The sequence below is a fragment of the Hymenobacter sp. DG01 genome (assembly GCF_006352025.1).
In the GTDB taxonomy this organism is placed as follows: domain Bacteria; phylum Bacteroidota; class Bacteroidia; order Cytophagales; family Hymenobacteraceae; genus Hymenobacter.
The window spans coordinates 2,566,437-2,582,704 of the sequence record NZ_CP040936.1; the positions used below are offsets into that span (position 1 = coordinate 2,566,437).

The window sequence follows — 16,268 nt, forward strand, 5'->3', positions numbered from 1 at the left end:
GGTGAGATGGTGAAATGGTGAGTTGATGTTCTTGGCTCCACTGCACCGTTTGAAACTCCAGGTTAGCGGCTGCCAAGTTAACCATTCACAACTCACTATTTCACCATCTCGCTATTTCGCCCCTACCCTACCAGCTCCTCGCCGCGCATGGCCAGCAGCTCGCGGGCGCTCTGGTAGGCGTGCTGGCTGGGGTTGGCACCCGAAATCATCTGGGCAATTTCGTGGATGCGCTCCTCCAGGTTCAGCATCCGGATGCTGCTCACGGTGCGGTCGGCGCGGTCTTCCTTGTACACAAAGTAGTGCGCGTCGCCGGCGGCGGCCATCTGGGGTAGGTGGCTGATGGTGATGAGCTGATGCTTCCGGGCCATCTGCTGCATCATGCGGCCTACCTTCACGGCAATTTCCCCGCTGATGCCTGTGTCAATTTCATCGAAGACGATGGTGGGCAGGGCGGTTTTATCGGCCAGCATGTACTTAATGCAAAGCATGAGGCGCGAGAACTCCCCACCCGAAGCCGCTTTACTCAGGGTCTGGGGCTGAGCGCCTTTGTTGGCCGTGAACAGGATGCTGATTACGTCGATGCCGCTGGTGGCGGGCGGGCCTTCCTGATGCTGTACCACAATGCGGGAGTTGGGCATACCCAGGTCAGCCAACAGGCTTACCAGCTCCTTTTCAAACTTCGGGAACACCTTACGGCGCGCTTCCGAGAGGCGGCTGGCCTGCTTTTTCACCGTGGCCAAGGCACCTTCGGCGTCGCGGCGCAGGCGGGCAATCTGCTTATCCAGGTTAAGCACGGAGCCTACTTTGTCGCGCAGGTCGCCTCGCACGGTCAGCAGCCCTACCACGTCGCGGACCTGGTGCTTGCGCTGCAGGTTGTAGAGCACATTCAGGCGGCCCTGCAGTTCATCAATGCGGGCGGGGTCGCCCTCGGTGCGACGCTCTACTACCTCTATTTCGTCGGCAATGTCATGAAGCTCAATCAGGCAGCTGTCGAGGCGGTGTTTCAGCTCGCGGGCCTGCTCCGAGTAGCCGGTAATCTGGCCCAGCAGGGTAGCGGCCTCCTTCATGGCGCTGGTGGCGCAGTACTCGCTTTCCGTCAGGCTTTGCAGGGCTGAGGTCAGCTTGAACTTGATTTCTTCGGCGTGCTCCAGCTCTTTTACTTCCTGCTCCAGGTCGTCCTGCTGCTCGTTGTCGAGGCGAGCATCTTCCAACTCACTGAGCAGAAAGCTGTGGTAGTCCAGCTCCTTATTGGCCTGGGCCACCTGGTCCTCCAGTGTTTTCAGGTCGGCTTCCAGCTTGCGGTACTGACGGTAGGCATTGCTGTACTGGGCGCGGGTAGGCACCAGTCCGGCGTACAAATCCAGCAGGTTCAGCTGAAACACGGCATCCCCCAGCAACAGCGTGTCGTGCTGGGAGTGAATGTCCATGAGGTTAGCCCCAATGTTACGCAGGGTTTCCAGGGTCACGGGCGTATCGTTCACGAAGGCCCTGGACTTGCCGGCCGGACTAATCTCGCGGCGCAGAATACACTGGGTATCGTAATCGAGGTCTTCGGCCTCGAAGATATCCTGGAGTTGGTAGCTTCGGATATCAAACTGGCCTTCAATCACACACTTCTTCTCCGTATCGAAAAGCATGCGCGAATCGGCCCGGTTGCCGAGCAGCAGGCCAATGGCGCCCAGCATAATGGACTTGCCCGCGCCGGTTTCGCCGGTAATGATATTCAGGAGGGCCGAGGGTTGCAGCTGAAGCTGCTCAATCAGGGCGTAGTTTCGGATGCGCAGGTCAACGAGCATAGCAATCCACAATGAGGGCCGCACAACCAGCCGTAGCTGACAAAAGAGAAAAGCTACGGGCCGGCCACAACCGGGTCTAGTAGCTTTAGCAAAGCTACTAGCTCATTTAGTTAATTGCTAATTTATTTTGACCTCGGATAAGAACGGTTGGTAGAACGGATAGCAGCAGATAAGGCAGCTACCTTGAAGAGCAAGTTATTTATCTATTCCTATCCAAATCCGTTCTTATCCGTCACACTATCCATTGTAATCTATGGTCAGCGCAGAATGGCCTGGTACTTGGCCGAGTTGGTCGGGTCGGTTTCTGAGAGCAGGGTAGCCACTGTTACTTTCTGGTCCTGATCGGGACTGGTGCGGAAGATGTTGGCCATTTCATCGGCCTTGGTGGAGAAGAACGCCCGGGCCAGCAAGGTGTTAGGCCGCCGCACCACAGCCTCCTGAATACCGCGCAGCGAGGTGGCAATGTTGGCGCGGGCCTCTTCGGGCTTGGTGATAAAGATATCCATGCCCTGCCGGTGGTAGGCGTAGAGCGTAGCCCGGAAAGCCTGCAGTTGCGGATCCTGAAGGTTATTGAGCAGATTGTAGCGGTTGGCGTTGTTGCTGTCCTTCCACCCCTCGTCGGCCTCGGTAGTAACGTTCTGGGAGGCGGCATTGGTGACAATGGTGCGGGCTCGGTCGTAGTAGGGCGAGCCGCTCAGGGGCGCGAAGCTGTCCTGGTCCATCCCGATAATGATGTAGGCGTAGAAAGACAGCAAGGACGACAGATTGCCGACAAAGGTGTTTTCCGAATAATCAATCGGGTTCTGGGGCGAGTAATTGAAGATCCAGCCCCGATCCGCAAAGCTCAGCAGGTTGGTCTCGTAGCCGGTGCCGTACACGGGCCGTGTGCTCACAATGCGCACGGTAGCACGGTAGGTGCCGTTCTGCGGAATCTCCGTGATGCCCACGAAAAACCGGCACCGAATCCGCTCCTCCGGCCGGTAGGTTTGGTTGGTGAAGGTGCGCGTGTTCAGAAACGTCTGCATGTCGTTGCGCATCTGCTGCACCAGCTGCCGGTCCGAAATATTCACGTTTTCGGTGGTTACGGTTACTTCCGCCTGCAGCTCCTGCGCCCGGGCGGGGCGCGTGAACAGCACGGCGGCAAGCAACAGACAGAACAGCAGCGGAAGATTACGCATGGTGGGGCAGACGGGCTAGAACGGTTTGCACAATGTCGCGGGCTACTTCAGCCTTAGGCTTCAGCTCAAAGGTAGTCACGCGGCCATCGGCTTCCAGCAGGGTTATCTTGTTGGTATCGTGCCGGAACCCGGCCCCGGCATCGCGCAGAGAGTTGAGAACCACCAGGTCGAAATTCTTGCGTTGAAGCTTGCTGAGGGCGTGGGCCCGCTCATTTTCCGTCTCCAACGCAAAACCCACAGAAAATTGTTCGGGTCGCTTGGTTTTGCCTAGGGTGGCGGCAATATCCACGTTCTTCACCAGTTCAAGCGTCAGCGTATCGCCGGCCTTCTTAATCTTGTTTTCCGCCACGTGGGCCGGTTTGTAATCGGCCACGGCGGCGGCGAATACCCAGATGTCGGCGTCGCCGGCCAGGGATGCGGCCGCGGCATACATCTCATCGGCGGTCTGCACCCGCTGCGTCCGGATACCGGAATGGCTAGGGTCGGGCAGGCTGGTTGGGCCGCTAATCAGGTGCACCTCGGCTCCGGCCGCCGCAAAGGTTTCGGCCAGCGCGTAGCCCATTTTGCCGGTGCTGTGGTTGCCAATGAAGCGCACCGGATCGAGGGGTTCGTAGGTAGGGCCGGCCGTAATCAGAACACGCATGCCAAAGGAGTTGGAAGAAAGCGAATAGGTGGAGGGGTTACCCCCGGTCAGACGTTAAAGGTAAGGGCTGCCGCATTTCCTACCCCCTTCCCTTTCGTAAACCTGTTTCAGCCGACTGCTTTCAGCCCGGCTCTAGCTGAAGAACCGCTCCAGCTCAGCTACTATTTCCTCAGGTTCCAGCATGCGGCCGGGGCCGCTGAGGCCACTGGCCAGCTCCCCGGCCGGCGACTCCCACACGGTATTTCCGTACTGGCGCAGGCGCCCCAGGTTAGCCTGGGTGGCGGGATGCTGGTACATATCTAGGTCCATGGCCGGCGCCACGAATACCGGGCAGCGGGCCGACAGATACACGGCATCCAGCAAGGTGTCGCAGAGGCCGTTGGCGAGGTGAGCCAGCGTATTGGCCGAGGCGGGCGCTACCACCAGGGCATCGGCCCACAGGCCCAGGTGCACATGGTTGTGCCACTCGCCGGCCTGCTCGTCTTTCAGGAAGCCCTGCAGCACCGGATTTTTCGAGAGCGTGCCCAGGGTCAGGGGCGTAACGAAAGTGGCGGCGGCGGGCGTCAGGATAACCTGCACCTCGGCGCCGGCCTTCACCAGCAGGCGCACCAGCACCGCCGACTTGTACGCCGCAATGCTCCCGCTTACGCCCAGCAGAATTTTCCGACCCTGCAATACAGATGAAACTGAACTCATTGGCTTTTACCGCTTTTCTGACCGATGCACCCGGCACCGCGCTGCCTACCCCAGTCGCTTGGCGGAAGGGTAGTGAGGCAGGTACAAACAAAACGGATTACACAGACGAGCGGCTTGCTACCCCTGTGTAATCCGTGAATCTATCTGGCCGAAGCCTGAGTACTACTCTGCTTTGGGCTCCTCTTCGGCGGGGGTGCGGAAGTGCACTTTGCCTTCCAGGAACTCTTCCACGGCCAAGTTGGTGGGCTTGGGCAAACGCTCGTAGTGCTTGGAAATTTCGATTTGCTCGCGGTTTTCAAACACCTCTTCGAGGTTGTCCACGGTGGTAGCAAACTCGGCCAGCTTGCCGTTGAGCTCTTCTTTCAGCTTCACGGAAATCTGGTTGGCGCGCTTCGAGATGATGGCAATGCTCTCGTACACGTTGCCGGTCTCGTGGGTGAAGTCCGACATGTTGCGGGTCACAATGGAAGCGGGTACGTTATTCGGAGTCTTCATATGCTTGATTTGCTGAGGTGTTATGTATGGAATCCTGCTGGGGCGGCGCGCTATTTGGCGGCCGTCGATTCGGCAGATTTAATCTTGGCTACTTCGTCGCGGGCGTTTTCGTACATGCGCTCCGCTTCCTTCAGGCTTTTGCTTTGCGGGAAGGCATCCACAAAGTTCTGGTAGAAGGAAATGGCTTCCAGGTACCGCTCACGCTGCTTTTCCTCCACGCTTTCCCGGGCCAGGTCATACTGGGCACTGAGCTTGTAGAAGGCGGCCTGCTCGGCCAGGCCCGAAGCCGGGTACTGCTGCTGAAAGCCCGTGAAAGCAGTTACGGCCGACTGATAGTAGCGCAGGTCGTAGTAGAGACGGGCAGCGCGGAAGTCTTTGTTCTCCAGCTTCTTCTGCAGCTCCTGCGACATACCCTCTGTTTCGGCCCGGAACCGGCTCTCGGGGAAGCGGTTCAGAAAGTCCTGAATCACCTCCAGGGCAGCAACCGTATTGGTCTGGTCGAGCTGGTAGTCGGGCGAATCCCGGAACAACGACTTGGCCTGCATAAAGGCCGATTCTTCGGCGTACTGCGAGTTGGGGTAAGTTTCGTAGAACGTCTTGAAGTAGTAGGCGCTCAGGGTGTAGTTGCGCTGCTGAAAGTTGGTGTTGGCAAAGTAAAACTGAGCTTTTTCGGCCTCGGGGCGCCCTTTCAGCAGGGGGTTCAGCTCCTCAAGCAGGGTGCCAGCCTTGAAGTAGTCGCCTTTGTCATAATACTGGATGGCGGCTTCATACTTCTTGTTCACATCGGTGCTCTTGAGCAGCTTCTGGTAGCCGGAGCAGGAGCCGAGCAGCAACGCGCTCAATAGCAGAACAAAAAAGGCAGGGCGAAAAGACAGCATAAGGACGCAAAGGTAAGAATAATCGGTGAGGCAAATCAGTTGCCCGTTGCGAGTTGTTAGTGGTCAGGGGTGGGCAGCATACCGATGCCGGGAAACGGCCGGCGCGCCGAGCCCCGGCGGGATACTGTCCGGCTTATTTCTGCCCCGGTCTGGCAGTTGATTTTGGTTTACCAGAGGCTGATTTTTTCGGGGCGGCCTTTTTGGTGTTTTTGGTGGAAGTGGTTTTTTTCCTGACCGGTGCGGCCTTCTTTTTGGGCTTGGCGGGCAGGGCAAAGTGCTTGCCTAACGTCTGGCGGCGGGTGGGGCGTTCCGTAGCCCGCCACCGGAAGTCTTTCAGCTTGGCATCTTCGGGCTTGAGCTCATTGGGCGGAATGAAGCTGGCTTCAGGATTGGTCAGAAAGCTGATGGTTTGCAGCTTGCTTTCCGCAAAGCGCAGGGCCATGGTAGCCGAGAGGCTTTTATTGACCCCCGACACGGCCGTATCGCCCTCAAGAGCATAGTAGAGGCTCTCGGCGTTGCCAAGCACGTCAATTTTTTTTATCGACTTGTCGCGGAAGTAAGCCACCATGTAGCGGCCCTTCACTTGGTTGAAATTGAGCAGGGTATCCTGCCCGATGCTGAAGGCGTGCCCGTACAGGCGCATCTGGTCGATCTGGCCCCGGCGCTGCTGAATCTGGATGGAGTCGGCGGTGAGCTGGTTTTTCTGGTTCCAGAGCACCGGGTCGTGGCTGAGGTAGATGACGGAGTCCTGCCGGTCGTAGGTCAGTGAGTCGCAGCGGCCCTGCAAATCGGCCCGGAAGATGGCCACCTTGCGGTAGGCATAGATGACGCCGGCCTTGTTCTGGGGTGGGCGCCCCTCCACGCTCACCAGCGTATCGGCGGTGAGGTAGAGCGTATCCCGGTTAGAGATATTGCGCATCACAGGGCGGCTGCCGTACACTTTGGCCCGGCCCTGCGTGCGCCAGTAGCGGCCCACGTCGCCCCGAATCACAAGGTTATCTTTCTTGGAGGTCATCGAGACGTGGCCCGTAGCTACGCCGTACTGCCGGGCTTCGTCGTAGAACAGCTTGTCGCCGCCGAGCAGGTAGTTGGGCGTCTCAATCCGGGCGTTGCGGGCGAAATTGGACACCTTGGTAATGGTGTTGTAGGTGCCGTTTTCGGCGTAGAGGTTGCCCTGCTTGCCCCGGATGCGCGTCGGCCCGAAGAAGTAGGCAATCTTGCTGACCGTGTTGTACTGCAGCGTATCGGTGTCGATGTTGTTTTCTTTGGTCACCAGCTTCACGTTGCGCTTGAAGCTGAACACCTTGCTTTGGGTGTTGTAGTAGCCAAACTGACTATCGAGGGTATTTTCGGGGTCCTGGAGGTGGCCACCGGTGCTGTAATAGGCCAGGTTCTGGTTCAGGTCGTAGTCGAGCAGCTGGGTGGTGAGCGTCATGCGCGGGTCGCGCATGGTCACGTTGCCGGTCATGCGGGCCTTGCGGGTGTCGCCATCATACGTGCCCCGGTCGCCAGTAATCGTGATAGTATCGTTCTGAATAATGCGCACGTTGCTGAAGGCCTCCAACGCATTGCGCTCCGTGTACTGGTAGGCCGAGTCGCAGTAAAGCAGCGTAGTACCCTGCCGGAAGCTGACGTTGCCGATCAGCTTCCGAATCTCCACGCCATTGAAGGTCCCTCCTTGAAGTTGGCCTGCGCCTAACAACTCAATGCGCTGACCTTGCGGAGGGGTAGGCTGGGCTCCGGGCCGGGCGGCCGGACGTTGCTGGGCCCACATGAGGGTAGGCAGCAGCAGGAGCAGAAAGAGAAAAAGAGGCTTCAGGAACGACATTTAACGGCAAAGGTACAGAAGGGCCGTTGCTAACGGTTTTCTTTGTGGAATAGTACAGGTATTCAATTTCAAGAATGAACATCATGCTGAGCTTGCCGAAGCATCTCTACCGCTTCGCCTGAGCAAGTAATAGGGGTTAGCTAGAGGTAGAGATGCTTCAGCAAGCTCAGCATGACAGCCTTTTCCTACCCCTCATGCTCGACCGAATTCAAGCCTACATACAGGAACACTCCCTCTTCTCCCCTACCGATAAGCTGCTGGTAGCCGTCAGCGGCGGCCTCGACTCCGTGGTGCTCGCCCATGTGCTGCACAAGCTGTGCGTAGAGTTTGCCGTGGCGCACTGCCATTTTGGGCTGCGGGCCGAAGAAGCAGACGCCGACGAGCAGTTCGTGCGCAAGCTGGCCAAGCAGTACGAGGTGCCTTACTTCGTGGAGTTTTTCCAGACCAAGAAGTTTGCCGAGCAGGAAGGCATTTCGACCCAGATGGCGGCCCGCGCCCTGCGCTACGAGTGGTTTGAGCGCATCCGCCAGACTCAGGGCCTCGACTACGTTGCCACGGCTCACCACCAGCGCGACACGGCCGAAACCATGCTGCTCAACCTCACCCACGGCACCGGCCTGGCGGGTTTGCACGGTATTCGGCCCAAAACCGGCCACCTGGTGCGCCCCCTGCTGGCCGTGAGCAAGCCCGACCTCTACGACTACGTGGTAGAAAACCGCCTGATCTGGCGCGAAGATGCCTCCAACGACTCGCCGGTGTACCAGCGCAACCGCCTGCGCCTGGAGGTGCTACCCGTGCTGCGCGACATCAACCCCTCGCTCGATCAGACCCTGAGCATTACGGCTGAGCGCGTAGGCGGGGCCGAGGAAATTGTGCGCCGCTACGTGGAAGAAACCGCCGCCCAGGCCCAGCGCACCGAACCCGAGGCTACCTACCTAGACATCCGGATGCTGCAAAAAACGGCCGCTACGGCAGTGGTGCTGCACGAGCTGCTGCGGCCCTTCGGCTTCAGCTACTTGGTCGTGAAAGACATCGTGCAGAGCTTCGGGGCCGAGTCGGGCCGCCGGTTTGAGTCGCCGACGCACTTGCTGGTGAAGGACCGGGAGCAGCTGGTTATTACTCCGCGCAACCTCCAGAAGTTTGGCACCCAACAACTGCAGGCCGGGCAGGAAGCCCTCAAGATTGACGGCCTACACCTGCGCACCGAGCTGCTGGAAATAACCGAAGGCTTCGAGGTGCCGCGAGGCAAAGCCGTGGCCGCTCTGGATGCCGATGCCCTGAAGTTTCCGCTCACGGTGCGGGCCTGGCAGGAAGGCGACTGGTTTATGCCCATCGGTATGAAGGGCAAGAAGAAGCTCTCCGACTTCCTCATCGACCAGAAAGTGCCCCTCAACCTCAAAGACAACGTGCAGGTGCTGGTTTCCGGCGACGGTAAAATTGCCTGGGTTATCGGCTTCCGCCCCGACGACCGGTTCAAGGTGACCGAAGAAACCGAGCGGGTGCTGGTGGTGAAGCGGATGTAACGGACGGGGCTTTACGATGTCACAAATAGGGGCCTTTCGTCCTTGACCCTGCAGCTATTTTGAGATTTAATTAGGACATCCTTTCACTTAACCCTTATAGTATCATGAAAAAATTATTCTAGTGACTGCCCTGCTGGGCGGTGTGTCTGTGGGATCTGCCAAGGCGGAAACATCAATAAAAAGTACAGCGCCTCTGAATAAGTTAGAGAATACATCTGTTGAGCTACATACTCTTGAGGCTGCTCGACTGATCTTCCAAGCCCGCACCTATCATCTAATTGCTTGTGGGCACAATGAAACATTATATGCAGCAACCAAAGAAGCTGCTAAAGAATACATGGCTTGGATGATAGAAGCGTACTGTTAGCTTTTTTGACGACAGTATATTTAACATACTGACAGTGACCTTGAATATCCAAGGTCACTGTCAGTATGCTTTGACTAAATAAATATCATGAAACACTGCATCATAGTTATACTCCTTCTTGCATTTCATGCGAAACACAACTTAATCGCACAGACAGATCCATCTAATTCGACATCAAGATCAATTACTTGTATATATAAATTAACTTATCAGCCTGACTCATTGAATAATGACAGAAAAACAGAATTGATGTCACTTACTATTAACCCTAACTTATCTAAGTTTGAAAGTCAGTATTCCTATAAAGCAGACTCTATTATGGAAAGTGTAAACTTTAGCCAGGCATCTGTTGACTTATTGGGAACCTATCTTAAAACAGGCTTCTCCTATGAGCTATACAAGTTGTCGTCGCCCAAAACCATAAGATATTATGATAAGATCGGCAGGAAGCGTTATGAAATAGCTCAACAACGCACGGATATGAGGTGGCAAACCACAACTACCACCAAAAAAATAGCAGGCTATAGTTGCCGAAAAGCTATTACCACTTTTGCGGGCCGACACTGGGAAGCATGGTTTACTACTGAAGTTCCCGTATCAGAAGGACCTTATAAATTCAGCGGACTGCCAGGTTTGATTATTGAGATATACGACACCAAAAACAACTATCATTTTGCCCTGATTAGCCTAAAAAATAAAGTAAACTCACCTGCTCTAACCCCGCCCACCAACCTGCTAAAAACTAACGAAACCACTTTCAAGAAGGCAAAGCAAGATTATTTACTTCAAGGTGTAACTACAGTAATAAAAAATAATTCCAGCAACTCTCCAGCAGATGTACAAAAGCAGCTTCAGGCGTATAAAGACAAGGCTGCCCGGCGAAATAACCCTATCGAGTTGAAATAGTAGTAGCCATGCTACTCTTATAGTACAGTATCCTTACTCGGACCTAATGCCAGGCAAGCTTCTACTGACAGCGGCTGTACTGCTGGGGCTCTGCTGGCACTCTGCTGCCCAAACCACCCTTACGGGCACCATCACCGACACGCAGCGCCAGCCTATTCCGGGGGCGCTGGTGGAGGTGCAGCCCCTACCGGCCCTGAATGAGTCGGCGGTGGCCGTCACGGATGAGGCCGGCCGCTTCACGGTGCGCCTGCCGTTTACTGCCGACTCGGTGTTGCTGAGTGCCCGCTCCCTGAGCTTCCGGGAGCAGACGCGGCGGCTGCGCAACCAGTCGCAGGCGGTTACCCTGGCCCTGCCGGCCAGTACCACCGCGCTTAAGGAAGTCACCATCAAGGCCCCGCCCATCCGGCGGGAGGGCGACACGCTAAGCTACCGCGTGTCGGCGTTTACCGAGCAGAAGGATCGGGTACTTGCCGACGTGCTCAAAAAGCTGCCGGGCGTGGAGGTAGAGGCCGACGGGCGCATTCTGTACGAGGGCCGACCCATTCAGAAGTTCTACATCAACGGCGCCGATTTGCTGGAAAACCGCTACAGCCAGGCCAGCAACAACCTGCCCGCCGAGGCCGTGCAGGACGTGCAGGTGCTGAAGCGCCACCAGCCCATTGCGGCCCTGCGCGGGGTGCAGAGCACGGAGCAGGCCTCCCTCAACATCAGTCTGAAAAAGAAGGTAACGGCCACCGGGCAGGCCCGGCTGGGGCTGGGCGCGGCCCCGCTGCTCTGGAACGCCAACCTCTCGCCCATGCTGTTCACGCCCCAACAGCAGCTGCTGGATACCTACCAGACCAACAATACCGGCCAGGACGTAGCCGCCGAGCTCAGGCCCCTGGGCTTCGACGACCTGCAGCGGCTGCGGGAGCCCGGCCTGCGCAAACCCGAGCTGACGGGCATTCAGGACCTGGGGGCACCGCCGCTGCCGGCCAGCCGGTGGCTGTTCAACCGCGTGCACCTGCTGAGCGCCAACCATCTGGTGCCCTTCAGCAAGGAAGCCCAGCTCTGCCTCAACGCCTCCTACCTCACCGACGAGCAGACGCGCACCGGCACCACCCGCACCCGCTACACCCTGCCCGATGGCCGCGTCATTACGCTCCGGGAAGACAAGCGCAACATGCTGCGCCCCCGTCAGCTCACCATCGACCTGGCCTACATCCGCAACGTACAGCAGTACTACCTCAAGAACACGCTCAGCCTCGTGCGGAGCTGGGACGAGCAAACCGGCCTGCTCACGCGCGGCCCCAACGGGGCCGAGGTTTTGCGCCAACAGGCTCGCAACCCGTTCAGCAGCCTCAGCAACCGGCTGGCACTGGTGCGGCCCGCCGGCCGTGGGCGCATGGTGCAGGTCAGCTCTGAAATAGCCCTGGCTGGTAGTCCGCAGAGGCTCTTGGTGGAGCCGGGGCCCCTGCCGGAGGTTCTGGCGGGTGGGCAGCCCTACGCCCAAGCCGTGCAGGATGCCCGGCAGCGCAGTTTCTATACCAGCAACTCGGCGGCGCTGCTGTGGGGGCGGGCGCACTGGCACTATACAGCCACGGCTGGCTTCACCCAGGAAATTCAGGGGCTGACTTCGGAGCTGGGTGTATCATCGGGGGCCGAAGCGCCTACCCCCGATACGCTGCGCAACCGCCTCCGCGCCCACCAGGCTCACTACTACCTGCGGCCGGCGCTGGAATACAAAACCGCCCGGTGGCATCTGGAAGCCGAAGCCCCGCTGAGCTACCGCACCTTCCGGGCCACCGACGCCCCGCTGGCCGCCGCCCAGCACCGCCGCTGGTTTACGCTGGAGCCCCAGGTTTCGGGACGCTACGAGCTGAGCGGACTGTGGAACGCCAGGGCCAGCGCCGAGCTGACCAACCAGCCCGGCAGCCCGGAGCAGCTGTACTACGGCTACCTGCTGCGCGACTACCGCACTCTGCAGCGCAACGCGGCGCCTCTCACCCAGGAGCGGGTTGTTAGTTCGCGCCTGGGACTGTACTACGAAAACCCCTTGACCTCGTGGTTTTACCAGGCCACGTACAGTTTCAGCAGCAGCACCCGCAACCAGCTGCTGCGCAGCCTGGTGCGCCCCGATGGCACCCTGACCACCGTGGCCGTGGCCCGGCGCGCCACGGCGCCCCGGCACACCCTGGCGGCCCAGGCCAGCAAGTTCATCAGCCCCTGGAAAACTACCTTCACGCTGCAGCTCAGCGGCACGGTCAGCCGGCAACCCCTACTCCTCAACGCTACCCCCACCACCACCCGCAACCAGTCGGGTACGGTGCGGCTGCGGGCTAATGCGGCGGCTTTCAGCTGGGGGAGCCTGGAATATGCGGGGCTGCTGACGGTACTGCGGAGCCGGGTGGGCGCGGCCGCCCAGCCCACCACGCGGCTGCAGGAGCACCGCGCCAGCCTGGCCCTCTACCCCACCGAGCGGCATCAGCTGCTCTTCGCCACCGAATACTACCAGAACACGGGCACCGGCGCCACCATCCGCACGTTTTTTGCCGACGCCAGCTACCGCTACACCCTACCCACGGCCCGCAAGCTCGATGTGGAGCTAAAGGCCAGTAACCTGCTCAACAGCCGGGCTTACCAGTACGCCTTCGTGTACGACTTCGTGCTGGTGCAGAACGAGTATGAACTGCGGCCCCGGCAGCTGCTGGTTTCGGTCCGGGCTTCTTTCTAGGCCCGGTGAAAAGTGAAGAAACAACGCTCTGTAGAGGAATAATGCGTGGGGTCGTTGCCAAAGTAACCGTTATGTCGAGCCTTGCGAGACATCTCGCTCGGTTAACGTCTGAATTACTACAGCAACGTCAACACGCGGGATTCCTCGGCTGCGCTCGGAATGAGGGGCTTTTATCTTGCACTCTGCACGGCCTCACCGCAAAAGCCCTACCCCCTGCGCAGAGCGCAACCTTTCTTTCAGAACGCGAGGCAGTTGCTGAGGCACGGTGCAGTTTTATGCGGTCAGGACTTGCCGGAACGGGTTTTCGGTTAGCTTTACGACCTCATCCCTTAGTTCACACCCAATTCCTCACCCAATGAAAGTTACCGTAGTTGGAGCCGGCAACGTGGGCGCAACCTGCGCCGATGTACTGGCCACCCGCGAAATTGCCAACGAAATTGTTTTGGTTGACATTAAGGAAGGTTTCGCCGAAGGCAAAGCCCTCGACATCTGGCAAAAAGCCCCCATCATCGGCTACGATTCCCGCACTGTAGGCGTAACCGGCGACTACAGCCGCACCGCCGACTCTGACGTGGTAGTAATTACCTCGGGCCTGCCCCGCAAGCCCGGCATGAGCCGCGACGACCTGATTTCGACCAACGCCGGCATCGTGAAAACGGTAACCGAGCAGGTAGTGAAATACTCGCCCAACGCCATCATCATTGTGGTGAGCAACCCGCTCGACGTGATGACCTACCAGGCCCACCTCACCTCGGGCCTGCCCCGCGAGAAGGTGTTTGGCATGGCCGGCATTCTGGACACGGCCCGCTACCGCGCCTTCCTGGCCGAAGCTCTCAACGTAAGCCCCAAGGACATTCAGGCCGTGCTCATGGGCGGCCACGGCGACACCATGGTGCCCCTGCCCCGCTACACTACGGTAGGCGGCATTCCGGTAACGGAACTTATCGGCAAACAGGAGCTGGACGCCATTGTGCAGCGCACGGCCGTAGGCGGCGGCGAGCTGGTGAAGCTGATGGGCACCTCGGCCTGGTATGCGCCCGGCGCGGCGGCCGCCCAGATGGTAGAAGCCATCGTGCGCGACCAGCGCCGCGTGTTCCCGGTGTGCATTGAATTGCAGGGCGAGTACGGCATCAATGGCGTGTACCTGGGTGCTCCGGTTATCCTGGGCCGCAACGGCATTGAGAAGGTAATTGAGCTGCAGCTGAACGACGAGGAAAAAGCTCTGCTGGAAACCTCACGCGGCCACGTAAAAGAGGTAATGGACGCCCTCGACAACATGAGCAAGGCTTCAGCCTAAGCAGCTCAGCCCAAATCATAAATTCCTGACATAAAAAAGCCCGCTGAGCAATCAGCGGGCTTTTTTATAGGGTTGAAGATCTGAACGAGGGTAGCGTCTTACCGCTGGCTGGCCCGGAACAGCTTCTGCTTTTCATCCTTGGAAAGGCTTTCGTAGCCGGAGCGCGAAATCTTGTCCAGAATCAAGTCGATTTCGTCCTGCTCGGGCTTGGCCAGCACTCCCTTTTTGGGCGCGGCAGCCGCTGGAGCCGGAGACGCACCGCCGCGGGTTACGCGCAAGTTGGGCCGGCCCGTCACGAGGCGGGTAAACCAGTCGCCGATGGCCTGCACGGGGCGGCCCAGGTCGCGGCCGGCCTGCAGCTGCTTAATGAAGACGTAGCCCAGTATAGCCCCGCCGATGTGGGCCAGTCCGCCGCCCTCATTGCCCTGGTTGATGGCTATGAAGGACAGCAGAATAACCACGGCCGCAATGTACTTGATGCGTACGGCCCCGAAGAGGAAAAGCATAAACGTGTACTCGGGCAGCAGCGTGGCCGCCGCCATAATAACGGCCGTTACGGCCGCCGAGGCGCCCAGCAACGACACGCCCCCGGGCCGGTCCAGAGCCGGAATCAGGTTGAACGCCAGCAGAAATACCACCGCTCCGGCCAAGGCCCCCAGAATATACAGGCTCACGAGGCGCCGGTCGCCGAGGTACTCCCGAATCAAGGCGCCGAACCAGTACAGGTTCAGCAGATTGAACAGAATGTGCAGGAAGCCTTCGTGAGTGAAGGCGTAGGTGAGCAGGGTCCAGGGGTGGCGCAGCAAAGCGGCCAGGTCAGAAGGCAGCTGCAGTTGCCGGACTACATTGGGGTAGTAAGCTGCGTACGTGCCGCTCAGCTTCATCACGGTTTCAATCAGCACCAGGGCCACAAACACCAGCCCGTTCAGCAGCAGCAGCTGAATCAGGGCGTTGTCGCGGCGGCTGAAAGCAGTCCGGATATCGGTCAGAATACTCATGGGTGGGGCAGGGTTAGAGCCGGGCCGGGGGGTAGGAAAGGAAGCGGCACCGGGCGGTAATTTCTACAATTTTCGGGCAAGCACCTCACCCGCGCGCCGAGCCTGCCACTTAGTACAGGCGGGTGCGGTTGCGCTGCCAGAACAGCAACACCACCAGCCCCACCAGCATTCCGCCCAGGTGAGCAAAGTGCGCCACATTGTCGCCAGGTACGCGGTGCACACCAAAGTAAAACTCGTAGAGGCCGTAGAGCACTACGAAATATTTGGCCTTGATGGGAATAGGCAGCGGGAAAACCATCAGCTCCGTGTTCGGGAAGAAGAAGGCAAAAGCCAGCATAATCCCAAACAGCGCCCCCGAGGCCCCCACCATGGGGTAACGCACACTATCCGAATAAGCAGCCTGCATAGAAGTTACTACCCCTTGAATCAGGCGCTGGTCGTCGGGGGTTTGGTGCAGCTGCCGGATAACAGGCTGGTAAGCCTCGGCGTTATCCGACACGTTGTGGTCCACGAAATCCTGCAGGTGCAGGTCGGAGGGTTCCTGCTGAAACACCTCGATGTCGTGCTGCATGCGGCGCAGCTCGTAGGTGCGCAGGCCATTGTATAGGATGCCGGCTCCGAGGCCACAAATCAGCCAATACGTCAGGAAGCGCTTGGCCCCCCAGCGCTGCTCCAGCAGGGGACCCAGCGAAATCAGACCCAGCATGTTGGAGAAGATGTGCCCGATGTTGGCGTGCATGAACATATAGGTCGCCAACTGCCAGGGCTTGAAATTGGGGTTATCGAGGGGGTAGAGCGCCAGGAAATTGAGACCGCCGAGCTGCAAACTCAGAAAGAACACCACCACGTTGGCGATGAGCAGGTTGCGGACCATGGGGGTAAACTGAAACATGAATTGCGGGATTGACGCTGACAGGTGTGATTTCGCTCGGTACTCGTGCTTACGTGAA

The 16,268-nt window shown here is 58.6% G+C and carries 12 protein-coding genes and 1 pseudogene; 5 read left to right on the top strand and 8 right to left on the bottom strand.

What is annotated here, in order from left to right:
- Positions 1 to 122: 122 nt before the first annotated feature.
- The 6 genes and pseudogenes from recN to FGZ14_RS10870 all read right to left on the bottom strand — a co-directional run bounded on the left by recN (position 123) and on the right by FGZ14_RS10870 (position 7,514).
- Complete coding sequence (recN, locus tag FGZ14_RS10840; protein WP_139924145.1) at positions 123 to 1,796, bottom strand: DNA repair protein RecN; 1,674 nt, start codon at positions 1,794 to 1,796, stop codon at positions 123 to 125.
- Between the two features lie 257 nt (positions 1,797 to 2,053).
- On the bottom strand, positions 2,054 to 2,974 hold the full coding sequence (locus FGZ14_RS10845) for a DUF4835 family protein (protein ID WP_139924147.1): 921 nt from the start codon (positions 2,972 to 2,974) through the stop codon (positions 2,054 to 2,056).
- Positions 2,967 to 4,313, bottom strand: a pseudogene (locus tag FGZ14_RS22060) (bifunctional phosphopantothenoylcysteine decarboxylase/phosphopantothenate synthase). The gene FGZ14_RS10845 and the pseudogene FGZ14_RS22060 overlap by 8 nt, the downstream one beginning before the upstream one ends.
- Before the next feature lie 162 nt (positions 4,314 to 4,475).
- Positions 4,476 to 4,808: a DNA-directed RNA polymerase subunit omega gene (locus FGZ14_RS10860; RefSeq protein WP_110978716.1), complete on the bottom strand. Its 333-nt coding sequence runs from the start codon at positions 4,806 to 4,808 to the stop codon at positions 4,476 to 4,478.
- Positions 4,809 to 4,858: 50 nt separating this feature from the next.
- The gene (locus FGZ14_RS10865; RefSeq protein WP_139924153.1) at positions 4,859 to 5,686 is read right to left on the bottom strand and encodes an outer membrane protein assembly factor BamD; all 828 of its coding nucleotides are present in this window, start codon (positions 5,684 to 5,686) and stop codon (positions 4,859 to 4,861) included.
- A gap of 133 nt (positions 5,687 to 5,819) precedes the next feature.
- Positions 5,820 to 7,514: an OstA-like protein gene (locus FGZ14_RS10870; protein WP_139924154.1), complete on the bottom strand. Its 1,695-nt coding sequence runs from the start codon at positions 7,512 to 7,514 to the stop codon at positions 5,820 to 5,822.
- 194 nt (positions 7,515 to 7,708) lie between these two features.
- Here FGZ14_RS10870 and tilS point away from each other — a divergent pair, with 194 nt between their 5' ends.
- From tilS to mdh, 5 genes are all read left to right on the top strand, one after another.
- The gene (gene tilS, locus FGZ14_RS10875) at positions 7,709 to 9,037 is read left to right on the top strand and encodes a tRNA lysidine(34) synthetase TilS (protein WP_139924156.1); all 1,329 of its coding nucleotides are present in this window, start codon (positions 7,709 to 7,711) and stop codon (positions 9,035 to 9,037) included.
- A 121-nt stretch (positions 9,038 to 9,158) separates the two neighbouring features.
- Positions 9,159 to 9,404 (top strand): hypothetical protein, encoded by a 246-nt coding sequence (locus tag FGZ14_RS10880; protein ID WP_139924158.1) that lies wholly within the window; start codon positions 9,159 to 9,161, stop codon positions 9,402 to 9,404.
- An 87-nt stretch (positions 9,405 to 9,491) separates the two neighbouring features.
- Complete coding sequence (locus tag FGZ14_RS10885) at positions 9,492 to 10,310, top strand: GLPGLI family protein (RefSeq protein ID WP_139924160.1); 819 nt, start codon at positions 9,492 to 9,494, stop codon at positions 10,308 to 10,310.
- A 46-nt stretch (positions 10,311 to 10,356) separates the two neighbouring features.
- Positions 10,357 to 13,023 carry a carboxypeptidase regulatory-like domain-containing protein gene (locus FGZ14_RS10890; RefSeq protein ID WP_139924162.1) on the top strand — a complete coding sequence of 889 codons (2,667 nt, stop codon included), beginning with the start codon at positions 10,357 to 10,359 and terminating at the stop codon, positions 13,021 to 13,023.
- A gap of 355 nt (positions 13,024 to 13,378) precedes the next feature.
- Positions 13,379 to 14,320, top strand: a complete 942-nt coding sequence (gene mdh, locus FGZ14_RS10895) for a malate dehydrogenase (RefSeq protein WP_139924164.1) — start codon at positions 13,379 to 13,381, stop codon at positions 14,318 to 14,320.
- Positions 14,321 to 14,418: 98 nt separating this feature from the next.
- Here the strand turns inward: mdh and FGZ14_RS10900 are convergent, their stop codons facing one another.
- Together FGZ14_RS10900 and FGZ14_RS10905 are read right to left on the bottom strand one after the other, a co-directional pair.
- On the bottom strand, positions 14,419 to 15,318 hold the full coding sequence (locus FGZ14_RS10900) for a rhomboid family intramembrane serine protease (protein WP_139924167.1): 900 nt from the start codon (positions 15,316 to 15,318) through the stop codon (positions 14,419 to 14,421).
- Positions 15,319 to 15,427: 109 nt separating this feature from the next.
- The gene (locus tag FGZ14_RS10905; RefSeq protein WP_139924169.1) at positions 15,428 to 16,210 is read right to left on the bottom strand and encodes a rhomboid family intramembrane serine protease; all 783 of its coding nucleotides are present in this window, start codon (positions 16,208 to 16,210) and stop codon (positions 15,428 to 15,430) included.
- Positions 16,211 to 16,268 lie beyond the last annotated feature (58 nt).

Coding starts and splice junctions, on each gene's coding strand:
- tilS (WP_139924156.1), top strand. CDS start 7,709: ATGCTCGACCGAATTCAAGCCTACATACAGGAACACTCCCTCTTCTCC.
- FGZ14_RS10860 (WP_110978716.1), bottom strand. CDS start 4,808: ATGAAGACTCCGAATAACGTACCCGCTTCCATTGTGACCCGCAACATG.
- FGZ14_RS10865 (WP_139924153.1), bottom strand. CDS start 5,686: ATGCTGTCTTTTCGCCCTGCCTTTTTTGTTCTGCTATTGAGCGCGTTG.
- mdh (WP_139924164.1), top strand. CDS start 13,379: ATGAAAGTTACCGTAGTTGGAGCCGGCAACGTGGGCGCAACCTGCGCC.
- FGZ14_RS10905 (WP_139924169.1), bottom strand. CDS start 16,210: ATGTTTCAGTTTACCCCCATGGTCCGCAACCTGCTCATCGCCAACGTG.
- FGZ14_RS10845 (WP_139924147.1), bottom strand. CDS start 2,974: ATGCGTAATCTTCCGCTGCTGTTCTGTCTGTTGCTTGCCGCCGTGCTG.
- FGZ14_RS10890 (WP_139924162.1), top strand. CDS start 10,357: ATGCCAGGCAAGCTTCTACTGACAGCGGCTGTACTGCTGGGGCTCTGC.
- FGZ14_RS10885 (WP_139924160.1), top strand. CDS start 9,492: ATGAAACACTGCATCATAGTTATACTCCTTCTTGCATTTCATGCGAAA.
- FGZ14_RS10900 (WP_139924167.1), bottom strand. CDS start 15,318: ATGAGTATTCTGACCGATATCCGGACTGCTTTCAGCCGCCGCGACAAC.
- FGZ14_RS10870 (WP_139924154.1), bottom strand. CDS start 7,514: ATGTCGTTCCTGAAGCCTCTTTTTCTCTTTCTGCTCCTGCTGCTGCCT.
- recN (WP_139924145.1), bottom strand. CDS start 1,796: ATGCTCGTTGACCTGCGCATCCGAAACTACGCCCTGATTGAGCAGCTT.